The 19,711-nt window shown below is 70.5% G+C and carries 15 protein-coding genes; 6 read left to right on the forward strand and 9 right to left on the reverse strand.

Annotation, left to right across the window (positions count from 1 at the left end):
- Nucleotides 1-65: 65 nt before the first annotated feature.
- A complete protein-coding gene (valS, locus tag ABZ664_RS15285) occupies nucleotides 66-2,657 on the reverse strand; it encodes a valine--tRNA ligase (protein ID WP_362508870.1) in 2,592 nt (863 codons plus the stop codon).
- 83 nt (nucleotides 2,658-2,740) lie between these two features.
- Between valS and ABZ664_RS15290 the strand changes: the two genes are divergently transcribed.
- Nucleotides 2,741-3,037, forward strand: a complete 297-nt coding sequence (locus ABZ664_RS15290; protein ID WP_362508873.1) for a DUF4235 domain-containing protein — start codon at nucleotides 2,741-2,743, stop codon at nucleotides 3,035-3,037.
- Between the two features lie 135 nt (nucleotides 3,038-3,172).
- On the opposite strand, the gene ABZ664_RS15295 is transcribed toward ABZ664_RS15290, so the two are convergent.
- The 5 genes from ABZ664_RS15295 to ABZ664_RS15315 form a co-directional block, all read right to left on the reverse strand.
- On the reverse strand, nucleotides 3,173-4,603 hold the full coding sequence (locus ABZ664_RS15295; protein WP_362508876.1) for a trehalose-6-phosphate synthase: 1,431 nt from the start codon (nucleotides 4,601-4,603) through the stop codon (nucleotides 3,173-3,175).
- Between the two features lie 55 nt (nucleotides 4,604-4,658).
- Nucleotides 4,659-5,579 (reverse strand): hypothetical protein, encoded by a 921-nt coding sequence (locus ABZ664_RS15300; protein ID WP_362508879.1) that lies wholly within the window; start codon nucleotides 5,577-5,579, stop codon nucleotides 4,659-4,661.
- Between the two features lie 81 nt (nucleotides 5,580-5,660).
- On the reverse strand, nucleotides 5,661-5,960 hold the full coding sequence (locus tag ABZ664_RS15305) for a DUF4193 domain-containing protein (protein ID WP_030914836.1): 300 nt from the start codon (nucleotides 5,958-5,960) through the stop codon (nucleotides 5,661-5,663).
- 272 nt (nucleotides 5,961-6,232) lie between these two features.
- A complete protein-coding gene (locus ABZ664_RS15310; protein ID WP_362508883.1) occupies nucleotides 6,233-7,633 on the reverse strand; it encodes a HAMP domain-containing sensor histidine kinase in 1,401 nt (466 codons plus the stop codon).
- Complete coding sequence (locus tag ABZ664_RS15315) at nucleotides 7,630-8,283, reverse strand: response regulator transcription factor (RefSeq protein WP_350946642.1); 654 nt, start codon at nucleotides 8,281-8,283, stop codon at nucleotides 7,630-7,632. Before ABZ664_RS15315 ends, ABZ664_RS15310 begins: the two co-directional genes overlap by 4 nt.
- A gap of 207 nt (nucleotides 8,284-8,490) precedes the next feature.
- Here ABZ664_RS15315 and ABZ664_RS15320 point away from each other — a divergent pair, with 207 nt between their 5' ends.
- The gene (locus tag ABZ664_RS15320) at nucleotides 8,491-8,673 is read left to right on the forward strand and encodes a hypothetical protein (protein WP_350946858.1); all 183 of its coding nucleotides are present in this window, start codon (nucleotides 8,491-8,493) and stop codon (nucleotides 8,671-8,673) included.
- A 100-nt stretch (nucleotides 8,674-8,773) separates the two neighbouring features.
- Here the strand turns inward: ABZ664_RS15320 and ABZ664_RS15325 are convergent, their stop codons facing one another.
- Both ABZ664_RS15325 and ABZ664_RS15330 read right to left on the reverse strand, forming a co-directional pair.
- Nucleotides 8,774-9,592 carry an inositol monophosphatase family protein gene (locus ABZ664_RS15325; RefSeq protein WP_362508887.1) on the reverse strand — a complete coding sequence of 273 codons (819 nt, stop codon included), beginning with the start codon at nucleotides 9,590-9,592 and terminating at the stop codon, nucleotides 8,774-8,776.
- 161 nt (nucleotides 9,593-9,753) lie between these two features.
- A complete protein-coding gene (locus ABZ664_RS15330; RefSeq protein WP_362508890.1) occupies nucleotides 9,754-11,739 on the reverse strand; it encodes a S9 family peptidase in 1,986 nt (661 codons plus the stop codon).
- 129 nt (nucleotides 11,740-11,868) lie between these two features.
- On the opposite strand from ABZ664_RS15330, the gene ABZ664_RS15335 reads away from it, so the two are divergent.
- A complete protein-coding gene (locus ABZ664_RS15335; RefSeq protein ID WP_362508893.1) occupies nucleotides 11,869-12,831 on the forward strand; it encodes a ferrochelatase in 963 nt (320 codons plus the stop codon).
- Nucleotides 12,832-12,973: 142 nt separating this feature from the next.
- Here ABZ664_RS15335 and ABZ664_RS15340 read toward each other — a convergent pair whose 3' ends face one another.
- Nucleotides 12,974-14,329, reverse strand: a complete 1,356-nt coding sequence (locus ABZ664_RS15340) for a lytic murein transglycosylase (protein WP_362508896.1) — start codon at nucleotides 14,327-14,329, stop codon at nucleotides 12,974-12,976.
- Between the two features lie 125 nt (nucleotides 14,330-14,454).
- On the opposite strand from ABZ664_RS15340, the gene ABZ664_RS15345 reads away from it, so the two are divergent.
- The 3 genes from ABZ664_RS15345 (at nucleotide 14,455) to sepH (ending at nucleotide 19,590) form a co-directional block, all read left to right on the forward strand.
- Nucleotides 14,455-15,651 carry an MFS transporter gene (locus ABZ664_RS15345; protein WP_362508899.1) on the forward strand — a complete coding sequence of 399 codons (1,197 nt, stop codon included), beginning with the start codon at nucleotides 14,455-14,457 and terminating at the stop codon, nucleotides 15,649-15,651.
- A gap of 136 nt (nucleotides 15,652-15,787) precedes the next feature.
- Nucleotides 15,788-17,101 carry a D-arabinono-1,4-lactone oxidase gene (locus tag ABZ664_RS15350; RefSeq protein WP_362508902.1) on the forward strand — a complete coding sequence of 438 codons (1,314 nt, stop codon included), beginning with the start codon at nucleotides 15,788-15,790 and terminating at the stop codon, nucleotides 17,099-17,101.
- 593 nt (nucleotides 17,102-17,694) lie between these two features.
- Nucleotides 17,695-19,590 (forward strand): septation protein SepH, encoded by a 1,896-nt coding sequence (gene sepH / locus ABZ664_RS15355; protein WP_362508905.1) that lies wholly within the window; start codon nucleotides 17,695-17,697, stop codon nucleotides 19,588-19,590.
- The last annotated feature ends 121 nt before the right edge of the window (nucleotides 19,591-19,711 follow it).

The following is a 19,711-nucleotide window of genomic DNA, read 5'->3' on the forward strand; positions in this document are numbered from 1 at the left end:
ACACCTCGGCCGGGCGAGGAGCCGGACCTCACCGGGAGGCGTACCTCCGCGCCTCGGGCCCACCGTCAGGTGAGAGCGACCTCCACGAGAAGATCTCCCTCGCCCTCGTGGAGCACGAACTCGTCGATGACGCCCGCGCCGCACAGGTCGTCCTGCGCCTGGCGCACGAGGGCGGCCCGCGCACCGGTGACGGTCAGCCGGGAGACCTCCGCGCGCATGGAGAGGCGCGCGTCGGACTTGGCCTTGCGGACCCGGCCGAGGACGGCGGCCACCACGGGCAGCAACTCGGGGTCGCCTCCGCGCTCACGCGCCTCTGGCCAGGCGGCCCGGTGCACCGAGCCCTCACGCCACCAGGACCAGACCTCCTCGGTGACGAAGGGCAGGAAGGGGGCGAACAACCGGAGCATGACGTCGAGCGCCTCGCGCAGCGCCGCGTGCGCCGAACGCGCCGCTGTGTTTCCGCCGTTCCCGCCGTTCCCGCCGTTCCCGTCGCCTCCGGTCGCGGTGTTCGCGTCGTCGTAGGCCCTCGCCTTGACCAGCTCCAGGTAGTCGTCGCAGAACTCCCAGAAGAACCGCTCGGTCCGCTCCAGCGCGCGGGTGTAGTCGTAGCCCTCGAACGCCTCGGTGGCCTCGTGGACCACCTCCGACAGCCGGGCCAGCATCGACAGGTCGATCGGCTCGGTGACCTCCCCACCCCCCTCACCCAGGCCAAGGACGAACCTGGAGGCGTTCAGGATCTTGATGGCCAGGCGGCGGCCGACCTTGATCTGACCGGTGTCGAACGCCGTGTCGGTGCCGGGACGGCCGCTCGCCGCCCAGTAGCGAACCGCGTCGGAGCCGTACTGCTCCAGCAGACCCAGCGGGGTGACCACGTTGCCCAGGGACTTGGACATCTTCTTGCGGTCGGGATCGAGGATCCACCCGGAGATCGCGACATCGCTCCAGGGCAGGGTGCCCTGCTCCAGGTGCGCGCGGACCACGGTGGAGAACAGCCAGGTCCGGATGATCTCGTGGGCCTGCGGGCGCAGGTTCATCGGGAAGACCCGCTCGAACAGGTCCTGGTCGCGCTCCCAGCCCCCGGCGATCTGCGGCGTCAGCGAGGAGGTGGCCCAGGTGTCCATCACGTCCTGGTCTCCGATGAAACCGCCTGCCTTGCCGCGCTGGTCCTCGGTGTAGCCGCGCGGAACGTCGGTGGACGGGTCGATCGGCAGCGCGGACTCCGGCGGCATGATCGGCGCGGAGCGGTCGGGCTCGCCCTCGTCGTCCAGCGGGTACCAGACCGGGATGGGCACGCCGAAGAACCTCTGCCGGGAGATCAGCCAGTCGCCCGCCAGGCCCTGCACCCAGCTGTCGTAGCGGACCCGCATGTGCGGCGGGTGCCAGGACAGCTCCGCGCCGCGCGCCAGGAGCGCGTCGCGCAGGGCGAGGTCGCGCCCGCCGTTGCGGATGTACCACTGGCGAGTGGTGACGATCTCCAGCGGCCGGTCGCCCTTCTCGTAGAACTTCACCGCGCGCCTGGTGGGCCGCGGCTCGCCCTCCATGTCACCCGACGCGCGCAGCAGCTCCACGATCCGCTCACGGGCGCCGTGCACGGTCCTGCCCGCCAGCTCCGCGTACGGCTCCTCCGGCACGCCCTCGGGCGCGTCCGGCAGCAGCCTGCCGTCCCAGCCGATGACGGCGCGGGTGGGCAGGTCGAGCTCGCGCCACCAGACGACGTCGGTGACGTCGCCGAAGGTGCAGATCATCGCGATGCCCGAACCCTTGTCCGGCTCGGCCAGGTGGTGGGCGAGCACCGGCACCTCGACGCCGAACAGCGGTGTCCTGACCGTGGTGCCGAACAGGGGCCGGTAACGCTCGTCGTCCGGGTGGGCGACGAGCGCGACGCAGGCGGGAAGCAGCTCGGGGCGGGTCGTCTCGATCCAGACCCGGTCGCCGAACCCCCGGGCCCGCTGCTCCTCCGACAGGCCGAAGCCCAGCCGGTGGAAGGCGCCGGGCCACTCCCGGTCCTCCAGCTCGGCCTGGGCGACGGCGGTGCGGAAGGTGACGTCCCACAGCGTGGGCGCCTGCGCCACGTACGCCTCACCCCTGGCGAGGTTGCGCAGGAAGGCGCGCTGGGAGGCGGCCCGCGCGGCGCCGCCGATGGTGGCGTACGTCAGTGACCAGTCGACCGAGAGGCCCAGGCGACGCCAGAGTTCCTCGAAGACCTTCTCGTCCTCGACGGTGAGCCGCTCGCACAGCTCGATGAAGTTTCCGCGGGAGATCGGGATCTGCCGCTTGGGGTCGGGTCTGGCCGGAGGCTCGAACGAGGGGTCGTAGGCGATGGAGGGGTCGCAGCGCACGCCGAAGTGGTTCTGCACCCGGCGCTCGGTGGGCAGGCCGTTGTCGTCCCAGCCCATGGGGTAGAAGACCTCGCGCCCGCGCATGCGCTGGAAGCGGGCGACGGTGTCGGTGTGGGTGTAGGAGAAGACGTGGCCGACGTGGAGGGAACCGGAGACGGTCGGCGGCGGGGTGTCGATCGAGTAGATCTCCTCGCGCGTGCGTGACCTGTCGAAGCGGTAGATCCCCTCGGTCTCCCAGCGGCCCGACCATACGACTTCCAGGCCGTCGAGAGTCGGTTTCTCGGGCATGGAAGCGGGGCGCGGACGCTGATGTGTCATGCCTCCCTATGGTATGGCTTCACGCGATACGACGCTCGGGGAGACTAGTGTTCTTGGGGCGAGCCACGAAACGGGAGGACCCTATGGCCGACAAGAGCGAGAAGCAGGACATGGCGTGGAGGGCGATCGGCGGCCTCCTGGGGCTCGCCACCGCGTGGGGGGCGAAGAAGGTCATCGGGTTCGCGTGGGAGAAGACCACCGGTAAGAAGCCTCCCGTCGACAACGAGTCCCTGGAGATCAGCCTCGGCGAGGCGATCGGCTACGCCGTGGTGATGGGGGTCGGCATGCAGGTGACGCAGATCGTGGTCGCCCGCACCGCCAAGAAGCGCTACAACGCCTGGAAGGCCATGAAGGACGCGGCCAAGGACGTCACCACCTGACGGTGAGGCCGTGCCTCGCCGGTGACCCCGGCCGGGGTCACCGGCGTTGCCCCGGTGTTTCAGGACCCGTCGTCCCCGACCGCCGTCAAGGACCCGCCGCGCCGCTCGCCCCGCCCGAGGGCGGCGAGGTCGAGGTCAGGAGGACTCCGAGACTCCGGAGGGTTCCGGTGAGTCCTGGGAGCCGGGTGCGCCGGATGACTCCAGCGAGGTGAGAAACTCCTTGGCCCAGCGGTCCACGTCGTAGGTGGCCACCCTGCGGCGCAGCGACCGCATCCTGCGCGACAGATCGTGCGGGGTGGCCCGCATCGCGGTCAGCATCGTCCGCTTGAGACCGTCGACGTCGTAGGGGTTGACCATGAACGCCTGGCGCAGCTCGTCGGCCGCCCCGGCGAACTCGCTGAGCACCAGCGCGCCACGCAGGTCGTTGCGGCAGGCGATGTACTCCTTGGCGACCAGGTTCATCCCGTCGCGCAGCGGCGTCACCATCATCACGTCCGCCGCGAGATAGAGCGCGGCGAGCTCGTCCCTGCCGTACGACTGGTGCATGTACTGCACGGGTTGCTGGCCGAGTTCCCCCTGCTCCCCGTTGATCCGGCCGACCTGGAGTTCGATCGAGTCGCGCAGCCGTACGTACTCCTCGACCCGTTCCCTGCTCGGCGTGGCGATCTGTACGAACGCCGCCTCGCCCGGCTTGATCGCTCCCTCGGAGAGCAGCTCGCCGAACGCCTTCAGGCGCTGGCCGATGCCCTTGGTGTAGTCGAGCCTGTCGACGCCGAGCAGCAGGCACTCGGGATCACCCAGCTCCGCGCGGATCTCCCTCGCCCTGGAGATGATGTGCGGCTCCCTGACCAGGGAGTCGAGCTCGCCGAAGTCGACGGAGATGGGGAACGCCCCGGCGCGCACCACCCGGTCGCCCACGTAGATCTCGTGCTTGTGGTGCTGGAGGCCGAGCAGGCGGCGGCAGAGCCGGATGAAGTTGGACGCGCCGCCGGGGCGCTGGAACCCCACCATGTCCGCGCCGAGCAGCCCTTCGACGATCTCGCGCCGCCACGGCATCTGGGAGAACAGCTCGACCGGCGGGAAGGGGATGTGCAGGAAGAAGCCGATGCGCAGGTCCGGGCGGAGCTTGCGCAGCATGGCCGGGACCAGCTGGAGCTGGTAGTCCTGGATCCACACGACGGCGTTCTCCGCGGCCTCCTCCGCGGCGGCCTCGGCGAAGCGCTCGTTGACGGTGCGGTAGGCCTCCCAGGTGACCCGGGAGTAGACGGGCGTGGCGACCACGTCGTGGTAGAGCGGCCAGAGGGTGGCGTTGGAGAAGCCCTCGTAGTAGAGCTCGACCTCGGACCTGGAGAGCGGGACGGGGACGAGCTGCATCCCGTCGTGCTCGAAGGGTTCAAGGGTCTCGTCGGGAGCGCCGTGCCAGCCGACCCAGGCCCCCTCCCTGCGCTGCAGGACGGGGGCGATCGCGGTGACGAGGCCGCCGGGGCTACGCCTCCACATGTCCTCCCCGACGCGGTCGACGGGCAGGCGGTTGGCGACGATCACGAATGCGCTGCGGCCCAGCACAAATTCCTCCAGGTAGTCGGGGGCTTACTGAACTAACTACCCGTTTGCGAGGTTTCTATGGCTTACCAGGTGGAAGGGCTCGGTGGACCCTCAGATCGGCCCGTACGACCTCGCCGAGCTTCTTCGTGGCGGCCCGGTTGAGGAACCCTCCGGCCACGGCGCCCGTGAGGAACGGGCCGAAGGTGGTGAGGTGGCGTCCGAGGGTGCGCATCAGCCTGTTGCGCAGGGCCGTCTTCGCCGCGGTGCCCAGGGCGACGGTCATCGTCCCCGGCGCCATGGGGTCGACACCGCGCTGCTTGGACCAGGCCATCGCGAAGGCCATGGCGCGCTGGGAGCCGGTGCCCGGCACCTGGATCCCGTACACCTCGTGGAGTTCGGCGATGAGCTTGACCTCGATCGCGGCCACGACAAGGGTCTCGGCGACGAGCTGGGCGGGGGCGGAGAGCAGGAGAGGGGGAGCTGCGAACTCGGCGGCGGCGACGGCCCCGCCGATCGCCCCGACCGTCATGGTTCCCTTGGTCGCGGTACGTACCAGGTCGTCGGCGAGCGCCTCGGAGGTGAGGCCGCGGTGATGCTCGGAAAGGGTCTGCAGGTCGCGGATGGGGATGCGGGGCGCCACGGCCATGAACACGTCGGTCAGCCAGCGGCCTCGATTCTCTCCCGATGCCTTGGCCCTCTTCGCCCCTCGCGCCAGTGATCTCGTGAGGCGGCCGAGCAGCCTTCGCCGCTCGGCCGCGTCCATGTCGCCCGGCTCGGCGAGCCTGCCGACGATCTCGGCCACTTCTTGATCAGAACCGTCGTCCGCGGCCGCTCCGTGATCGGGACGGCTTTCCGGGGTAGCCCTGCGATCGGGACCGCCTTCCGGGGTCGCCTCCCGCTTGGTCTCGGGGGCCGTTTCGTGATCAGGCGCGCCGTCCGACTCCTCGGCCGTGGAGTCGTCCGGCGCGGCACCGCTCTGCCTGTTCTCTGACGTCATGTCTCGGAACCTCCTCAAGGCTGTCCTGGGGCCCTACCCGTACTTGGAAGAGCACACCTCGGACAGGCCATCGGAATCATCTCAAGCCGCGCATTCCCGGCATATCTGCTGGCCGTTCTTCTCAACGGCGAGTTGACTGCGGTGGTGCACCAGGAAGCAGCGCGCGCAGGTGAACTCGTCGGCCTGACGAGGGATCACCCGAAGCGAGAGTTCCTCGTTCGACAGGTCCGCGCCCGGCAGTTCGAGCGACTCGGCGAGATCCGTCTCGTCGATGTCGATACTGCCCGAGGACTTGTCGGTACGGCGGGCCTGCAGTTCCTGAAGACTGTCCTCACTGAGGTCGTCGTCGGTCTTGCGTGGGCTGTCGTAATCGGTAGCCATCGGTCTGATCCATCCCCCTCATCTATCTGTCTGCGCTGACTCGCGCGTGTGTAACGCTTGGGAGGCACGACTTGTGCCCGATCCGCCAGAGAGATTCCTGCTTCGGTACCCCGCCGGAATGGTCACTGAACCTCCCTACACGTGAGGGACGTACTGCCAATGGCCACGGTTAGCCAAATATGGCGTAAACCACAGCATCGGCGGCATGCACCACCGTGTTCGACGGCACATCCAACCACATGTACGGCGTGAACGAGACGCCCCCCGCCGGATCAACGTGGCTGAAGTCGCACGGTGACCACGAGACCCCCTCCGTCCCTGGGTACGGCGGTCACGTTGCCCCCGTGGGCGCGCACGACCGCGCGCACGATGGAGAGTCCGAGCCCCGCCCCCTTGTCCGAGTCGACCCGGTCGGCATTGAGCCGCCTGAACGGCTCAAAAAGGCTGTTCACCTCGTACGCGGGCACATGCGACCCCGTGTTGGCCACCTGAACAACCAACGCACCCTCCACCATTCCCGTCCTCACCCATAGGCGTCCGGAATCGGAGAGATTGTGCTTTATAGCGTTCTCCACCAGGTTGGCCACGCACCGCTCAAGCAACACCGGATCGCCGACCGTCTCGGCACTGCGAAGCTCCGGGATCACGGTGACCCCGGCCTCCTCGGCCCGCGCGGCGAGCTGTTCGACGACGGTCTCGGCCACGTCCTTCATGTCCACCGGCTTGCGCACGCTCAGCTCGCGCTCGCTGCGGGCGAGCAGCAACAGGCCCTCGATCAGGCGCTCGTTGCGGGCGTTGACCTCCAGGAGCGTGCGGCCCAGCGCCTTCAGGTCGCCCGAGGCCTCCGGATCGCCCAGGGCGATCTCCAGGACCGTCCGGTTGATCGTCAGGGGGGTGCGCAGCTCGTGCGAGGCGTTGGCCACGAATCTTCGTTGTGTGTCGAAGGCCACATTCAGCCTGGTGAGCATCGCGTCGAAGGTGTCGGCCAGCTCCTTCAGCTCGTCGTCGGGGCCCTTGAGGTCGATCCGCTCGTGGGCGAGCGTGGAGCCCGACAGCTTGCGTGCCGTGGCGGTCATCTGCTGGATGGGCTTGAGCGCCCGGTCGGCGACGATGTACCCGATGATGACGGCGAGGATGCCGACCCCCAGCAGGGCGAGCAGCGAGCGGGCCAGCAGTTCCCGCTGCGCCCCGGTGATCGCGACGTGCTGCTGCCAGTACCACTGCCGCTTGATCTCGGCCGCCAACTGCGGCCCCACAAGCCCGTCCAGGTCGGACGGGAAGGGCGGCCACGCCCCGTAGAGCGCCCAGCCCACCAGGAGGTAGATCACGGCCAGCAGGAGGGCGCCGGCCGTGAAGAACAGCACGGCGTAGGTGATGGTGAGCCGCCACCGGATGCTGATCCGGTCGATGATCGACCTCAGCCGCTCCAGCGGGGTCCTCTCCATCGGGGCGGCGCCCGCCGGGGGCGGCCCGTCCCAGGCGGGCGGGCCGGTCGGCGGCGGGGGCCCGTCCGGCTTCCGCTCTCCGGCGGGCCCGGACTCCAGCCGCTCGCTCTTCCAGGCGCCCCGCTCGGAGTGAGGACTGATCATCGGATGGGTCGGCACCGTGTCGCGGTTCTCTCCCACCGGGACGAACGTCGGGCGTTCCTCTCCCCCACCTGCCGGAGCGTTCACAGCTTGTACCCGACCCCTGGCACCGTCTCGATCACCTGGGGCTCGCCCAGTTTCTTCCTCAGCGTCATCATGGTGACGCGCACGACGTTGGTGAACGGGTCGATGTTCTCGTCCCACGCCTTGTCCAGCAGGTCCTCCTGGCTGACGACCGCGCCCTCGGCGCGCATCAGCTCCTCCAGGACCGCGAACTCCTTCTTGGTGAGCGCGACCTCCGCGCCGTCCCTGGTCACCAGCCGCTTGCCCGGATCCAGACGCACCCCGGAGCGCTCGAGCACCGGCGGCAGCGCCGGGGCGGAACGACGGCCGAGCGCCCGCACCCGCGCCACCAGCTCGACGAACACGAAGGGCTTGGCCAGATAGTCGTCGGCCCCCAGCCCCAGCCCCTCCACCTTGTCGTCGACGTCGCCGGAGGCGGTCAGCATGAGGATCCTGGAGGCGGTGCGCGAGGCCACCAGGCGACGGCAGACCTCGTCGCCGTGGACCTTGGGCAGATCCCTGTCCAGGACGATCACGTCGTAGTCGATGTAACCCGTCCGCTCCAGCGCCCCCGCACCGTCGTAGGCCACGTCCACGGCCATCGCCTCGCGCCGGAGCCCGGTCGCGATCGCGTCGGCGAGCACCCGCTCATCCTCGACCACAAGCACTCGCATGGCCTATGGCACCTCCCGTCACATTCCCAGAGCAGCCGCTGGGACGGCCTCCCCATTCTCCCCTCACCACCTGTAAGCACACGGTAAGCCCTTCACAAGAGGGGGCACTCCATGTGATGTCGGAAACACGCAGGTTTAGCGCGTGGTTCACCCTGGGTACAGCCGGTTCCAGTCTCCATAGCGGTATCCTCCGTTCCCCATGAGCCCGTGAGAAAGAAGGTGAAGATGGGCGAGTTCACCGCCACAATCGAACACCGCCTCGACCAGGCATACAAGAACTTGCAGGAGGCCAGGTCCTCCGGCGACGACTACCTCGCCGACACCTTCACCGCCGAGATCGAGGATCTCCGCCGTCTGGCCACAGACAACGGCGTCCCCGTTCAGCGCTGATGGGAGGGAGCCCCCCGGCCGACCGCCGGGGGGCTCTTTCACGCCCTCGCCCGCCCTCTCATCCGTGAGGACGGGCGAGGCGCACGGGCCCTCGTGAAGGTCAGGCGTCGCGTTCCGGGTCGAGCAGGAGCAGCAGGTCGTGCAGCTCCTCGAACAGGCCGGGGGCCGCGCACAGCAGGAGGCCGGGATTGGCCGGCCTGCCCTCGAGCCCGCCGACCCTCGCCCCGGCCTCCGCGGCGATGAGACCGCCGGCCCCGTAGTCCCAGTACTGAGGACCGCGCTCGTAATAGCCGTCCACCCGCCCCGCCGCCACCGAACACAGGTCGGAGGCCGCCGAGCCGCCCCTGCGGATGTCGCGCACGCGCGGCAGCACGTGGCGGAGCACCTCAGCCTGCACCTCTCGCCGCCCGCTCTCGTAGCCGAACCCGGTGGCGATCAGCGCCCGCTCGAGCGGCACCCCGGTGTTGCAGCTCAGCCGCTCTCCGGCCAGCCACGCTCCCCCGCCCTTGACAGCGGTGAACACCTCGCCGCGGGGCACGACGTTGACCGCTCCCGCGATCACCTCGCCGTCCACCTCGACCGCGATGCTGACCGCCCACTCGGGCACCCCGTACAGGAAGTTGACCGTCCCGTCGATCGGGTCGACGATCCAGCGGATCCTGCCCTCGCCGGTGGCGCCGCCCTCCTCGCCGAGGATCGCGTCGTCGGGCCTGACGGCCTTGATCCTGTCTCGGATGAGCTCCTCCGAGGCCCGGTCGAGGGCGGTCACCACGTCGGTGGGGCTGGATTTGGTGACCAGCACCTCGGGCCGGGCCGGTCGCTTGGCCAGCAGCATCTCACCGGCCTCTCTGGCGATCTCCTCCGTCAGCCGCCCGAAGGTCACGGCGCTGTCCACGATCCCCTCACCACTCTCGCTCATTCGGGCGGGTCCTCCTTGACGGGACCCGCCCTCCCCATGCCCGGCCGGACGTACGGCAGTCCTCGCCCGCCCCACCGAAGTCTGGGTCCATCCTCGTCGTTTTCGGTACGGTGGGCGGTCACCGCCCACCGTGCCGTGTTCACGACGGGATCACGACGGGATCACGACAGTGACTCCGGGCGCTTCCACTCGCGTCCGAGGACATGCTGGTCAAGGAAGGCCAGGACTGTTTCATACCAGGCAACCGCATTACCCGGTTTGAGCACCCAGTGGTTCTCGTCGGGGAAGTACAGGAACTTCGACTCCACCTCCGAGCGCTGCAGGTCCCACCACAGGCGCAGCGCCTCCCCGATGGGGACCCGGTAGTCCTTGTCGCCGTGGATGACCAGCATCGGGGTGGAGATGTTCTCCAGTGACCGGTGCGGGGAGAGTTTCGCGTACAGGCCGGTGCCCGGGGAGCCGAACTCCCGCTGCCAGTACATGGACGCGTCGGTGGTCCCCGCGAACTGGTCGAGGTTCCACAGCGAGGCGTGGGTGACGATCGCCCTGAACCTGCCGGTGTGCCCGGCGACCCAGTTGGCCATGTAGCCGCCGAACGAGCCACCCATCGCCGCGGTCCTGGTGGGATCGAGCTCGGGGAGTTCCAGGGCGGCGTCGGTGATCGCCATCAGGTCGGCGTGGGTGCGCGGACCCCAGTCGGCCCAGCCGCGCCGGATCATGTCCGGCCCGTAGCCGGTGGACAGGCACGGATCGGGCAGCAGTACGGCGTACCCGTGCTGGGCCATGATCCACGGGTTCCAGCGCCAGGACCAGTCGTTCCAGCTGCCCAGCGGGCCACCGTGGATCCACAGCAGGAGCGGTGCGGGGTTCTTCGCGGAGGCCTCCTCGGGCAGCACCAGCCAGGCCCTGATCTCCGCGCCGTCGTCGGCGGTCGCGGTGACCTCGGTGAGCGTGCCCGGCAGCTCCAGGTCTGGGACCGGAGAGGCCAGCTTCTCCACGGTCCCGTCCCGCGCCACCCTGACCGGGGCCGCGGGCGCGTCCACGGCCCCGCGCAGCGCGTAGACGGCGCCGTCGGGCGCGACGTTGAGCGAGCTGTAGGCGGCGTTGTCGAGGGTGAGCCGCTCCGGCGCGCCCCCGTCGGCCGGGACGCGGAAGATCGGACGGCGGCCGTGGTCGTCGGCGACCACGAACAGCGAGCGGGAGTCGGGCGCCCAGACCATGTCGGACGGCCAGAGCCCGCCACCCGCCGGGCGACCCTCCCCGGTGGCCAGGTCGACGATCCACAGGGTGCTCTCGGGGATCCGCTCGGTGTCGGCGTGGTTGTTCCTCACGCAGGCGACCAGACGCCCGTCCGGAGAGATCTTCACCGGCCCGTCGAAGTCGTGGTCGTCCGCGGCGGCCAGGACCCGCCGGGCGCCGCCGTCGGCGGTGTCGATGGCGACCAGTTCGAAGCGGAGCTCGCCCTGCGGCATCGACACGCCCCAGGTCGTCACGACCGTGGAGCCGTCCGGCGCCACGTCGCAGGCGCTGTGGCTCGACAGCGCCTTGCCCGGCTGCGGGGTGAGGTCCCTCACCTCGGTCAGCCGCTCGCCGTCGCCCAGGGTGCCGGCGAACAGCCGCGGCTCTCCGGGTCCGAGATCGTGATCCCAGTAGCGCACCGGGTAGCTCTCGTGCAGGATCGCGCTGATTCCCGCGTCCTTGCGTGTCTTGCGCCGCTCGGCCTCGCCCGCCTCGTCACCGGGGAGCACGTCGGAGCAGAAGACCACGGTCCTGCCGCCGATCGCGAATCCGGCGACGCCTCCTGGCCTGGAGGCGATCTGGCGGGCCTCTCCTCCCGTCGCGGGCAGCAGCCAGAGGGCGGGAACCTCCTCGTCCGCCTCCTTCACGGTCGGGTCGGGACGGCGCGAGGCGAAGAGCAGGTCGCCCTCTCGCGTGAACTCGGCCCCGGTCTCGCCCTTGACGGATCTGGTCAGCCGGTACGGCCGGCGGCCGTCGAGAGGGATCTCCCACAGGGAGGTCCCGTAGGATCTTCCGTCGGGATTAAGCGCCTGCACCACGCTGACCAGGCGCACTCCATCGGGGGATAGCCGCAGGGATGTCACCCGCGGTACGCCGACATAATCGCGGATGTCGTTAAATGGGGTCACGGTTTCGAACTTACCTCGGCGATCGTCTCCGAACACGCCTCCGAACATGCATCCACAAACCTTGTTGATAACGAAGTCCTCAAGGTGACCATGCAAGAGGACACCCCGGCATGCGGTTTGATAAATGCCATGGGGAATTACGACGCGCTTCTCGTCGTCTCGTTCGGGGGGCCCGAGAAACCAGACGATGTCATGCCGTTCCTGGAGAACGTGGTCAGGGGCAGGGGGATCCCGCGCGAGCGGCTGCTGGAGGTCGAGGCGCACTACCAGCGCTTCGGCGGCGCCAGCCCGATCAACCAGCAGTGCCGTGACCTGATCGCGGCCGTGGAGCCGACGATCGACCTTCCGGTCTACTGGGGCAACCGCAACTGGCATCCCTACCTGGAGGACACGCTTCGCCAGATGGCCTCGGACGGGGTGCGCAGGGCCGCGGCCTTCGTCACCGCCGCCTACAGCTCGTACTCGGCCTGCCGTCAGTACATCGACGACATCGCGCTCGCCAGGGCCGCGGTCGAGGGTGCCCCGGAGGTCGTCAAACTCCGGCACTACTTCGACCATCCCGGGTTCGTCGCGGCGATGGCCGACCACACCCGTGAGGCCCTGGACCGGCTGCCCGCCGAGCTCAGGGATCCCGCGCGGCTGGTCTTCACCGCCCACAGCATCCCGACCTCGATGGCCGCGACAGCCGGTCCAGGCGGCGGCGCGTACGAGGCGCAGCTGCGCCGGGCCGCGGCGCTGGTCACCGCCGAGGTGGGCGGCGGCAGAGAGTGGGACCTGGTCTGGCAGAGCCGGAGCGGTGCCCCGCACATCCCGTGGCTGGAACCCGACGTCTGCGACCACCTGCTCGCGGTCGACGCCCCCGCGGTCGTGCTGGTGCCGATCGGCTTCGTCTCCGACCACATGGAGGTCGTCTACGACCTCGACGTGGAGGCTGCGGAGACGGCGAAGAAGATCGGCCTGCCGCTGGTCAGGGCCACCACGGCCGGGACCCACCCGCGCTTCGTCTCGATGGTCGGGGAGCTGCTCGCCGAGCCGGAGCCCGTGGCGTGCGCGGCCACCTGCTGCCCGGCCCCGCCGCGCCGCCGCGGGTAGCCGCGAGGGCGCGGGCGCGAGCCGATCGCGGACGGCCGCGAAACCCCGAAGATCACCGGTGCGGGCCTCCACGGGATGGCCGACGATCACGGGCGTGGACGTCCGCGGGGCCGCGGCCGGTCACGGGTGCCTCGCCGGGGCCTCAGGGGTAGGCGGCGGCGTAGCCGCGGGAGATGCCCATGACCTTGGCGACGTACGACCAGGAGTGGTTGTAGAACCAGATGGCCTTCTCCAGTTTCTTGCCGCCCTTGCCCGCCCCGTTGGCGCACAGGTAGTTGGCCGCGCCGGGGACCGCGTCGTACGGGTTCCAGATGTCGGCGACGCCGTCACCGTCTCCGTCCACGCCGTAGGCCTTCCAGGTCGCGGGCATGAACTGCATCGGTCCCAGCGCGCCCGCGGAGGAGGGGCCGTTGTTTCGCCCGTGTGAGCTCTCCACCTGGCCGATCGCGGCCAGGACCGTCCAGGAGAGCCCCGGGCAGACCTCGGCCGCCTTGCGGTAGAGCTCCAGGTAGCTGCCTGGCCTGCCGACCGTGACCTGCCGCACCTTGCCGGTTCCCGCCGTCTTGGCGCCGGCGGCCTTCGCGGCGGGCTCGCGGGCGGCCTTCCGGGCACCGCCGACGGCGACCACCTGGGAACCCGGGCTCAGCAGCCTGCCCACCCGTGTCCTGAGGACGGTGGAGGCCTTCTCGGGGCCGTGCACGAGCAGCGCCACACCGGGCAGCAGACCCAGCCTGCGGCCGGTCTCCTCCCCTACGATGCCGTCCACGCCGGGCAGGCCGAACGAGGCGGAGGCCGCGGCCCGCAGCCGGGGACCGCCGTCCACCTGGTACTCCGAGCCGAGGACCAGGCCGAGGCGGCGCGCCGCCGAGTTGTCGGCGACGAGCTCCCCCTTGGCGAGGGCGTCCCAGATCCCCTGCTGGTCGGCGACGATCCTGGGTGCCCACGTGCGAAAGCGGGCGGGGTCGACGGCGATGAGGTTGAGCCCGATCCCGGACACCTTGACCGCCCCGCCGTCGAAGGAGTCGATCTTCTGGACGTACTTGAGCCGGGAGATGTCCTCCTTGGTCTGCTCGGTCAGCGTCGAGGGGGAGATGACCAGCAGCCGAGGCGGGGTGAGGGTGAGACCGGAGGCGCCCGTCGCACCCGGCTCGGGGGCGGAACTCTGTCCGCCTCCCGTCCCCTGGGAGACGGGGTCGCGCGGGGCCTGATCGTCCCCCACGGGAGCGGCCGGGCTCGCCGGGCCGGGATCCGCCGGGCTCACCGGGCTCGTCGGATCGGGGTCCGCCGGGCTCACCGGGATCGCGGGAGGGCTCGCCACCGGCGCGATCGCCGCCAGGTCGCGGACGCGGGACTCCACCACGGCGCTTCCCGCCGAAGTGGCGGGGGTGGCGGGGCGACCGGCGTTGATCATCGCGAGAGCGACGCCGCCGAGGGCGAGGAGAGCGGTCATGGCGACCACTACTGGGACAAACAACCGCAACCCGGGAAGACGTGACACCGCGCTCACGTTAGCTCCAACGGACCGCTCCGTGAGCCATTGCCTGGAAAATCACTTGCCGACCGGCGGTTCTGTGCGAAATCGTCGGCATGTTCCACGCACGGAGATCAGCAAGGGGATTATCGGTGGTCGGGCCGTACAGAGGGCTCTTCAGCATGCCCGGCGCCAAGGGGTTCGTCATCGCCGGGTTCTTCGGGCGGATGCCCATGTCGATGCTCGGCATCGGCATCGTGCTGCTCATCAAAGAACTCACCGGCTCCTACGCGACGGCGGGCGCGGTCGCGGCCACCGTCAGCGTCTCCTTCGCCGTCGCGGCCCCGCTGTCGGGACGCCTGGTGGACAGGTTCGGCCAGGCCAGAATAGTCATCCCGTTCACGCTCGCGCACGGCGCCACGCTGACCGCGATGATGCTCTGCGCCGAGTACGGTGCTCCTCTCTGGACGCTCTTCGCCACCGGCGTCATGGTCGGCGCGACCGCGCTGTCGCTCGGCTCGCTCGTGCGCGCCCGCTGGTCGCACCTGCTGTCCGGGTCGGGGAGGCTGCACACGGCGTTCTCCTTCGAGTCGGTCGCCGACGAGATCATCTTCGTCGCGGGCCCGGCGCTGGTCACCGCCCTGGCCACCATGATCAACCCGTACGCGGGCCTGATCGTGGCTCTGACCTGCACGGTCTTGGGCACCATCGCCTTCGCCCTGCAGCGCGGCACGGAGCCGCCCATCCGCCGCAGGGAGGCGCGCTCCGGCACCCCGATCACCATTCCCGGCGTGGCCCTGATGTCGTGCGCCTTCCTCGCGATGGGTGCGGTGTTCGGCTCGGTCGACCTGATCACGGTCGCGTTCGCCGAGGAGCGGGGTTCCAGGGCCGCGGCCGGGCTGCTGCTCGCCTCGTTCGCCGGCGGGAGCCTCGTCTCCGGCCTCTGGTACGGCGCACGGCAGTGGAGCATCCCGCTGAGCAGCAGGTTCGTCCGCTCGCTCGCGGCGTTCGCGGCCGGCCTCACCCCGATCATGCTCATCGGCGACATCAGGGTCATGGCGGGCGCGCTGTTCCTGGCCGGGCTGGCCATCTCCCCGACCGTCATCACCGGCTACAGCCTGACCGAGCAGCTGGTCCCGGCCGGCCTGCTCACCGAGGGCATGGCGTGGATCTCGACGTCGGTCGGGTTCGGCGTGGCGATCGGCGCGTGGGCGGGGGGCAGGCTCACCGACACGTTCGGCGCCTCCAACGCCTACGGGTTCTCCTTCGCCTGCGCCCTGCTCGCCGTCGCGGTCGGCGTCGGCGGCTCCGCCTGGCTGCGAACCCCTGTCGCCCAGCAACAATCGTGAGTATCGTTCATATTCGCTGGAGAAGCACGCGAACACGAACCGGTGACGGCCCACCTGACCGTGGGCGGGACTCCCCCGCGAGCGGGGCGTCGGCGCCCCCGGACGGCGGGGTGCCGCCCGCCGGGCAGGAGTGAACATGGGCGAGACCTTCCGCAACTGGGCCCGCAACCAGGCCGTCACCCCCGCGGAGGTCCGGGCGCCCTCCTCGGCCGAGGAGGTCTCGCGGGCCGTGCGGGACGCGACCGCGGCGGGCCGCCGGGTGCGCATGACCGGCAGCGGCCACTCGTTCACCGCGGTGGCGCTCACCGACGGCCTCCTGCTGCGGCCCGACGCGCTGACCGGGATCCGCGAGACCGGGGACGGCTGGGTGACGGCCGAGGCCGGGACGACGATCGGCGCGCTCAACCGGGAGCTGCACCGGATGGGCCTCGCCCTCGCCAACATGGGCGACATCGACGCCCAGACCGTGGCAGGGGCGATCCAGACCGGCACCCACGGCACCGGCAGGGACGTCGGCGGGCTCGCCGACCAGGTGCTGGCGCTGGAGATGGTGCTCGCCGACGGCGAGATCGTCACGGTCCGCGGCGACGGCGAGGGGAAGATCCGGGGGGTGGCCGAGCGGGACCTGTTCGACGCCGCCAGGGTGAGCCTGGGCGCGCTCGGCGTGGTGACCGCGGTGACCTTCCGGGTCGAGCCGGCCTTCCTGCTGCGCAGCGTGCGGGAGCCGATGGCGCTGACCTCGATCCTCGACTCCCTGGAGGCGCTCGTCACCGGCAACGAGCACCTGGACTTCTTCTGGCTGCCGCACACCGACACCTGCCTGACCAAGCGCAACAACCGCAGCCCCGGACCGGCCAGGCCGCCGAGCGCGCTGAAGTACTGGCTCGACAACCACCTCATGGAGAACACCCTGTTCGGCGCGGTGTGCGGCGTCGGCGGACGCTACCCGCGCGCCATCCCCCGGCTCAACGCGCTCTCGGCCGCGACGCTCTCGGCCTCGTCCTGTGTCGACGCCTCGCACAAGATCTTCACGAGCGTGCGGGAGGTGCGCTTTCTGGAGATGGAGTACGCCATCGCGCGCGAGCACCTCGGCCAGGCCCTCCACGAGGTTCGTGACCTGGTGGAACGGCGAGATTGGAAGATCAGCTTTCCCGTCGAGGTGCGGGTCACCCCGGCCTCGGACGCCTGGCTGTCCACCGCCTACGGCAGGGACTCGGCCTATGTCGCCTGCCACGTCTACCGGCCGACTCCAAACCCCGCCTACTTCGAGGGCGTCGAGGAGATCATGACCAGGCTCGGCGGCCGCCCGCACTGGGGCAAGCTGCACACCCGTGACGCGTCCTACCTGGCCGCGGCCTATCCCCGATTCGGTGACTTCCTCGCGATACGCGACACCCTCGACCCGGGGCGCGCCTTTTCCAACGACCATCTCGACACCGTGCTGGGGTGACCTGCCCCGGACCTCTCGCGGCCGTACGGCCGTCGGCCCGGCACCGTTCCCCCCAATCGGCCGCTTCTCTCCGGCTTTCGGTAAAGGATGTCGCAAAGGCTCGCTCGAAGAGTGACGCGTCCGCGTGTCCCGTCGTTCCCCTGAGGCGTACGAGGGGCAGATTCGCAGACACCCGCGCCGCTCGACCCCGAGGGAGTCCGCCGGAGATGACCTTCTCCCGCCGTCCATGCCAGCCGCCGCCGCGTCCCGTCGTCACGGAGCGCGACGACCGGCTCCCGCACAACACCGCAATCGCGGCATATCCCACCCGAACCGGCGGACCGGCCTCACCGCCATCTCCCGGTTCTTGGTGGAAGTCCGCAGCGGTTCCCGGAGTTATCCGTGAGAATCCCTTGAGGACCCGGAAGTCGCTGCTCCAGACCGGTGCCCTGTAATAGATGAATGGAGCAAATGTGACCGGCGTCACATCGCTGCGAGCCCCATCCAGGAAGGCGATGTTCGGACATGCCGGGTACGGTGCTGGCAGGCAACCGGCACACGCGAGAGACTCAAGGGTCCGGGGGAAGATTGAGCACGACGACGAAGGGACTCGCATGCAGGAGCTCCGACTCGTCGCGGTGAGTGAGGACGGGACCTATCTCGTGCTGGCGACAGCCGGCCGGGGTACCCGGTTCACGCTGCCCGTCGACGACCGGCTCCGTGCTGCCGTCCGCGGCAACTTCTCCCGTCTCGGCCAGTACGAGATCGAAGTGGAGAGTCCGTTGCGCCCCAAGGAGATCCAGGCCCGGATCCGTGCCGGCGAGACCGCGGAGGAGATCGCCAACACGGCGGGCATCCCGGTCGAGCGCGTGCGGTGGTTCGAGGGCCCCGTGCTCCAGGAACGTGAGTACATGGCACAGCAGGCGCAGCGCTGCGCCGTACGCCTGCCGGGCGACTCCGCTCCAGGTCCCACCCTCGGCGACCTGGTCGCCGAGCGGCTGACCCGCCGAGGCGTCCCCGCCGACGAGATCGAGTGGGATTCGGCCAAGCGGGACGACAACATGTGGCGCATCAAGCTCGGATTCGTGTGGAACGGCCACACGCGCAACGCCGAGTGGCTCTTCGACCCGCGCCGGCGCCACATCACGCCCCACGACGACGAGGCGCTGCGACTGTCCAGCGGCGAGGACGTCGAGCCGTTCGCGGACACCACGGTCACGCCGTTCGTCCCGCGCGTGGCCAAGCTCGCTCCGGTGCCGTCGCTGGCGCCGGAGCCGCTGAACCAGCCTCCGGTGGCCTTCCCCTCGGTTCTGCGGCACGAGACCCCGGCCCAGCCCCGGCCCGCCTACGCGCAGGCCGATCCCACCGTCTCCCCGGCATCCCCGACACCTCAGGCGCCTCAGGCATCCCCCTCGCCCGCGGCCCCTGCCCTGCCCTCGGCGTCCCCTGCCGCCTATCAGCAGCCGCCCATGCCCCCGCTCCCCGCCGGATACGAGGCTCCAAGGGTGTCGGTGCCGCCGCTGCGCGCTCCCGACCCTGCCGGATACCAGCAGGAAAGGGCGCCGGAGCCCACGGCCCAGGACTCCGACCCCGTCACACGGGTCAAGCCTCCCGAGCCCGTGCTGCCCGAGCCTCCCGCTCCGTACCCGGCTCCGTACGAGCCGGTCGCGCCGGCTTCGTACGAGCCGCTTTCCTCTCCGGAGCCGGAGCCCCCGGCACCCGTCGCGCCACGGCCCGCCGTCACCTCCCAGCCCTCCGTGACGGCGTCCGAGCCGTCTACGGCGACCACGCCGGAGCAGGCGACCACCGCGCGCGGATCCGCCGCCGCGCGGGGAGACCTCCTTCCCCAGGGGCCCGAGGAAGCGATTCCGGGGCAGGACGGTGCGGCCGGGCCCTCCGCGGCCGCCGAGGCCGAGCGGGCTCCGGAGACGGCGAAGGAGTCGCAGGTCACGCCGCCTCCGGAGGCGGCGAAGGCTCCGGAGGCCACGAAGGCCGAAGAGACCGAGGGGGCCGCGAAGGCTCCGGAGGCCCCCAAGAGCACCGAGAGCACCGAGAGCGCGAACCCCCCGCCTCCCGCCGCGGCCGCGCCGGAACCGGCCGCGACCGCTCCGGCCGATGCCCTGTCCGACCTCGCCGACCAGCGCTCCCCCGAGACCGGCAAGGCCACCGAGCAGGCTCCCGCGGAAGCGGAGAGGACCGTCGCGGAGAAGGAGACCCCCGCCTCCGAACCCGTTTCCGAGACCGGAGCGGCCCAGGAGGGTTCGATAGCCGTACCCGCGGCGCGCGTCAGCGTGGACAAGCGGGCCAAGACCACGCCTGGCAGGCAAGAGACACAGGGGGACACGGGGGCGATGCAGGAGACCAAGGCCGACAAGCCCGCCGCGGAGAAGCCCGCGGAGCCGCCGAAGCCCGCTCCGGCTCCGGCTCGGCCCGCCAAGAAGTCCAGGGGGCGGCGCGCGTCCGTGCCCACCTGGGACGAGATCATGTTCGGCGCCCGCCGCCAGGACTGAACCGCACCGCACCAGGCGGGGGTGACCGGGGTTCCCGGTCACCCCCGTCTCGTCGTCGCCGGCCCTGGGCGCGAGGGGCCGTCCACGACCTCGGCGGACCCAGAACGTGAGATGCGTGAGG

Source organism: Streptosporangium sp. NPDC006930 (genome assembly GCF_040635605.1).
Lineage (GTDB): Bacteria > Actinomycetota > Actinomycetes > Streptosporangiales > Streptosporangiaceae > Streptosporangium.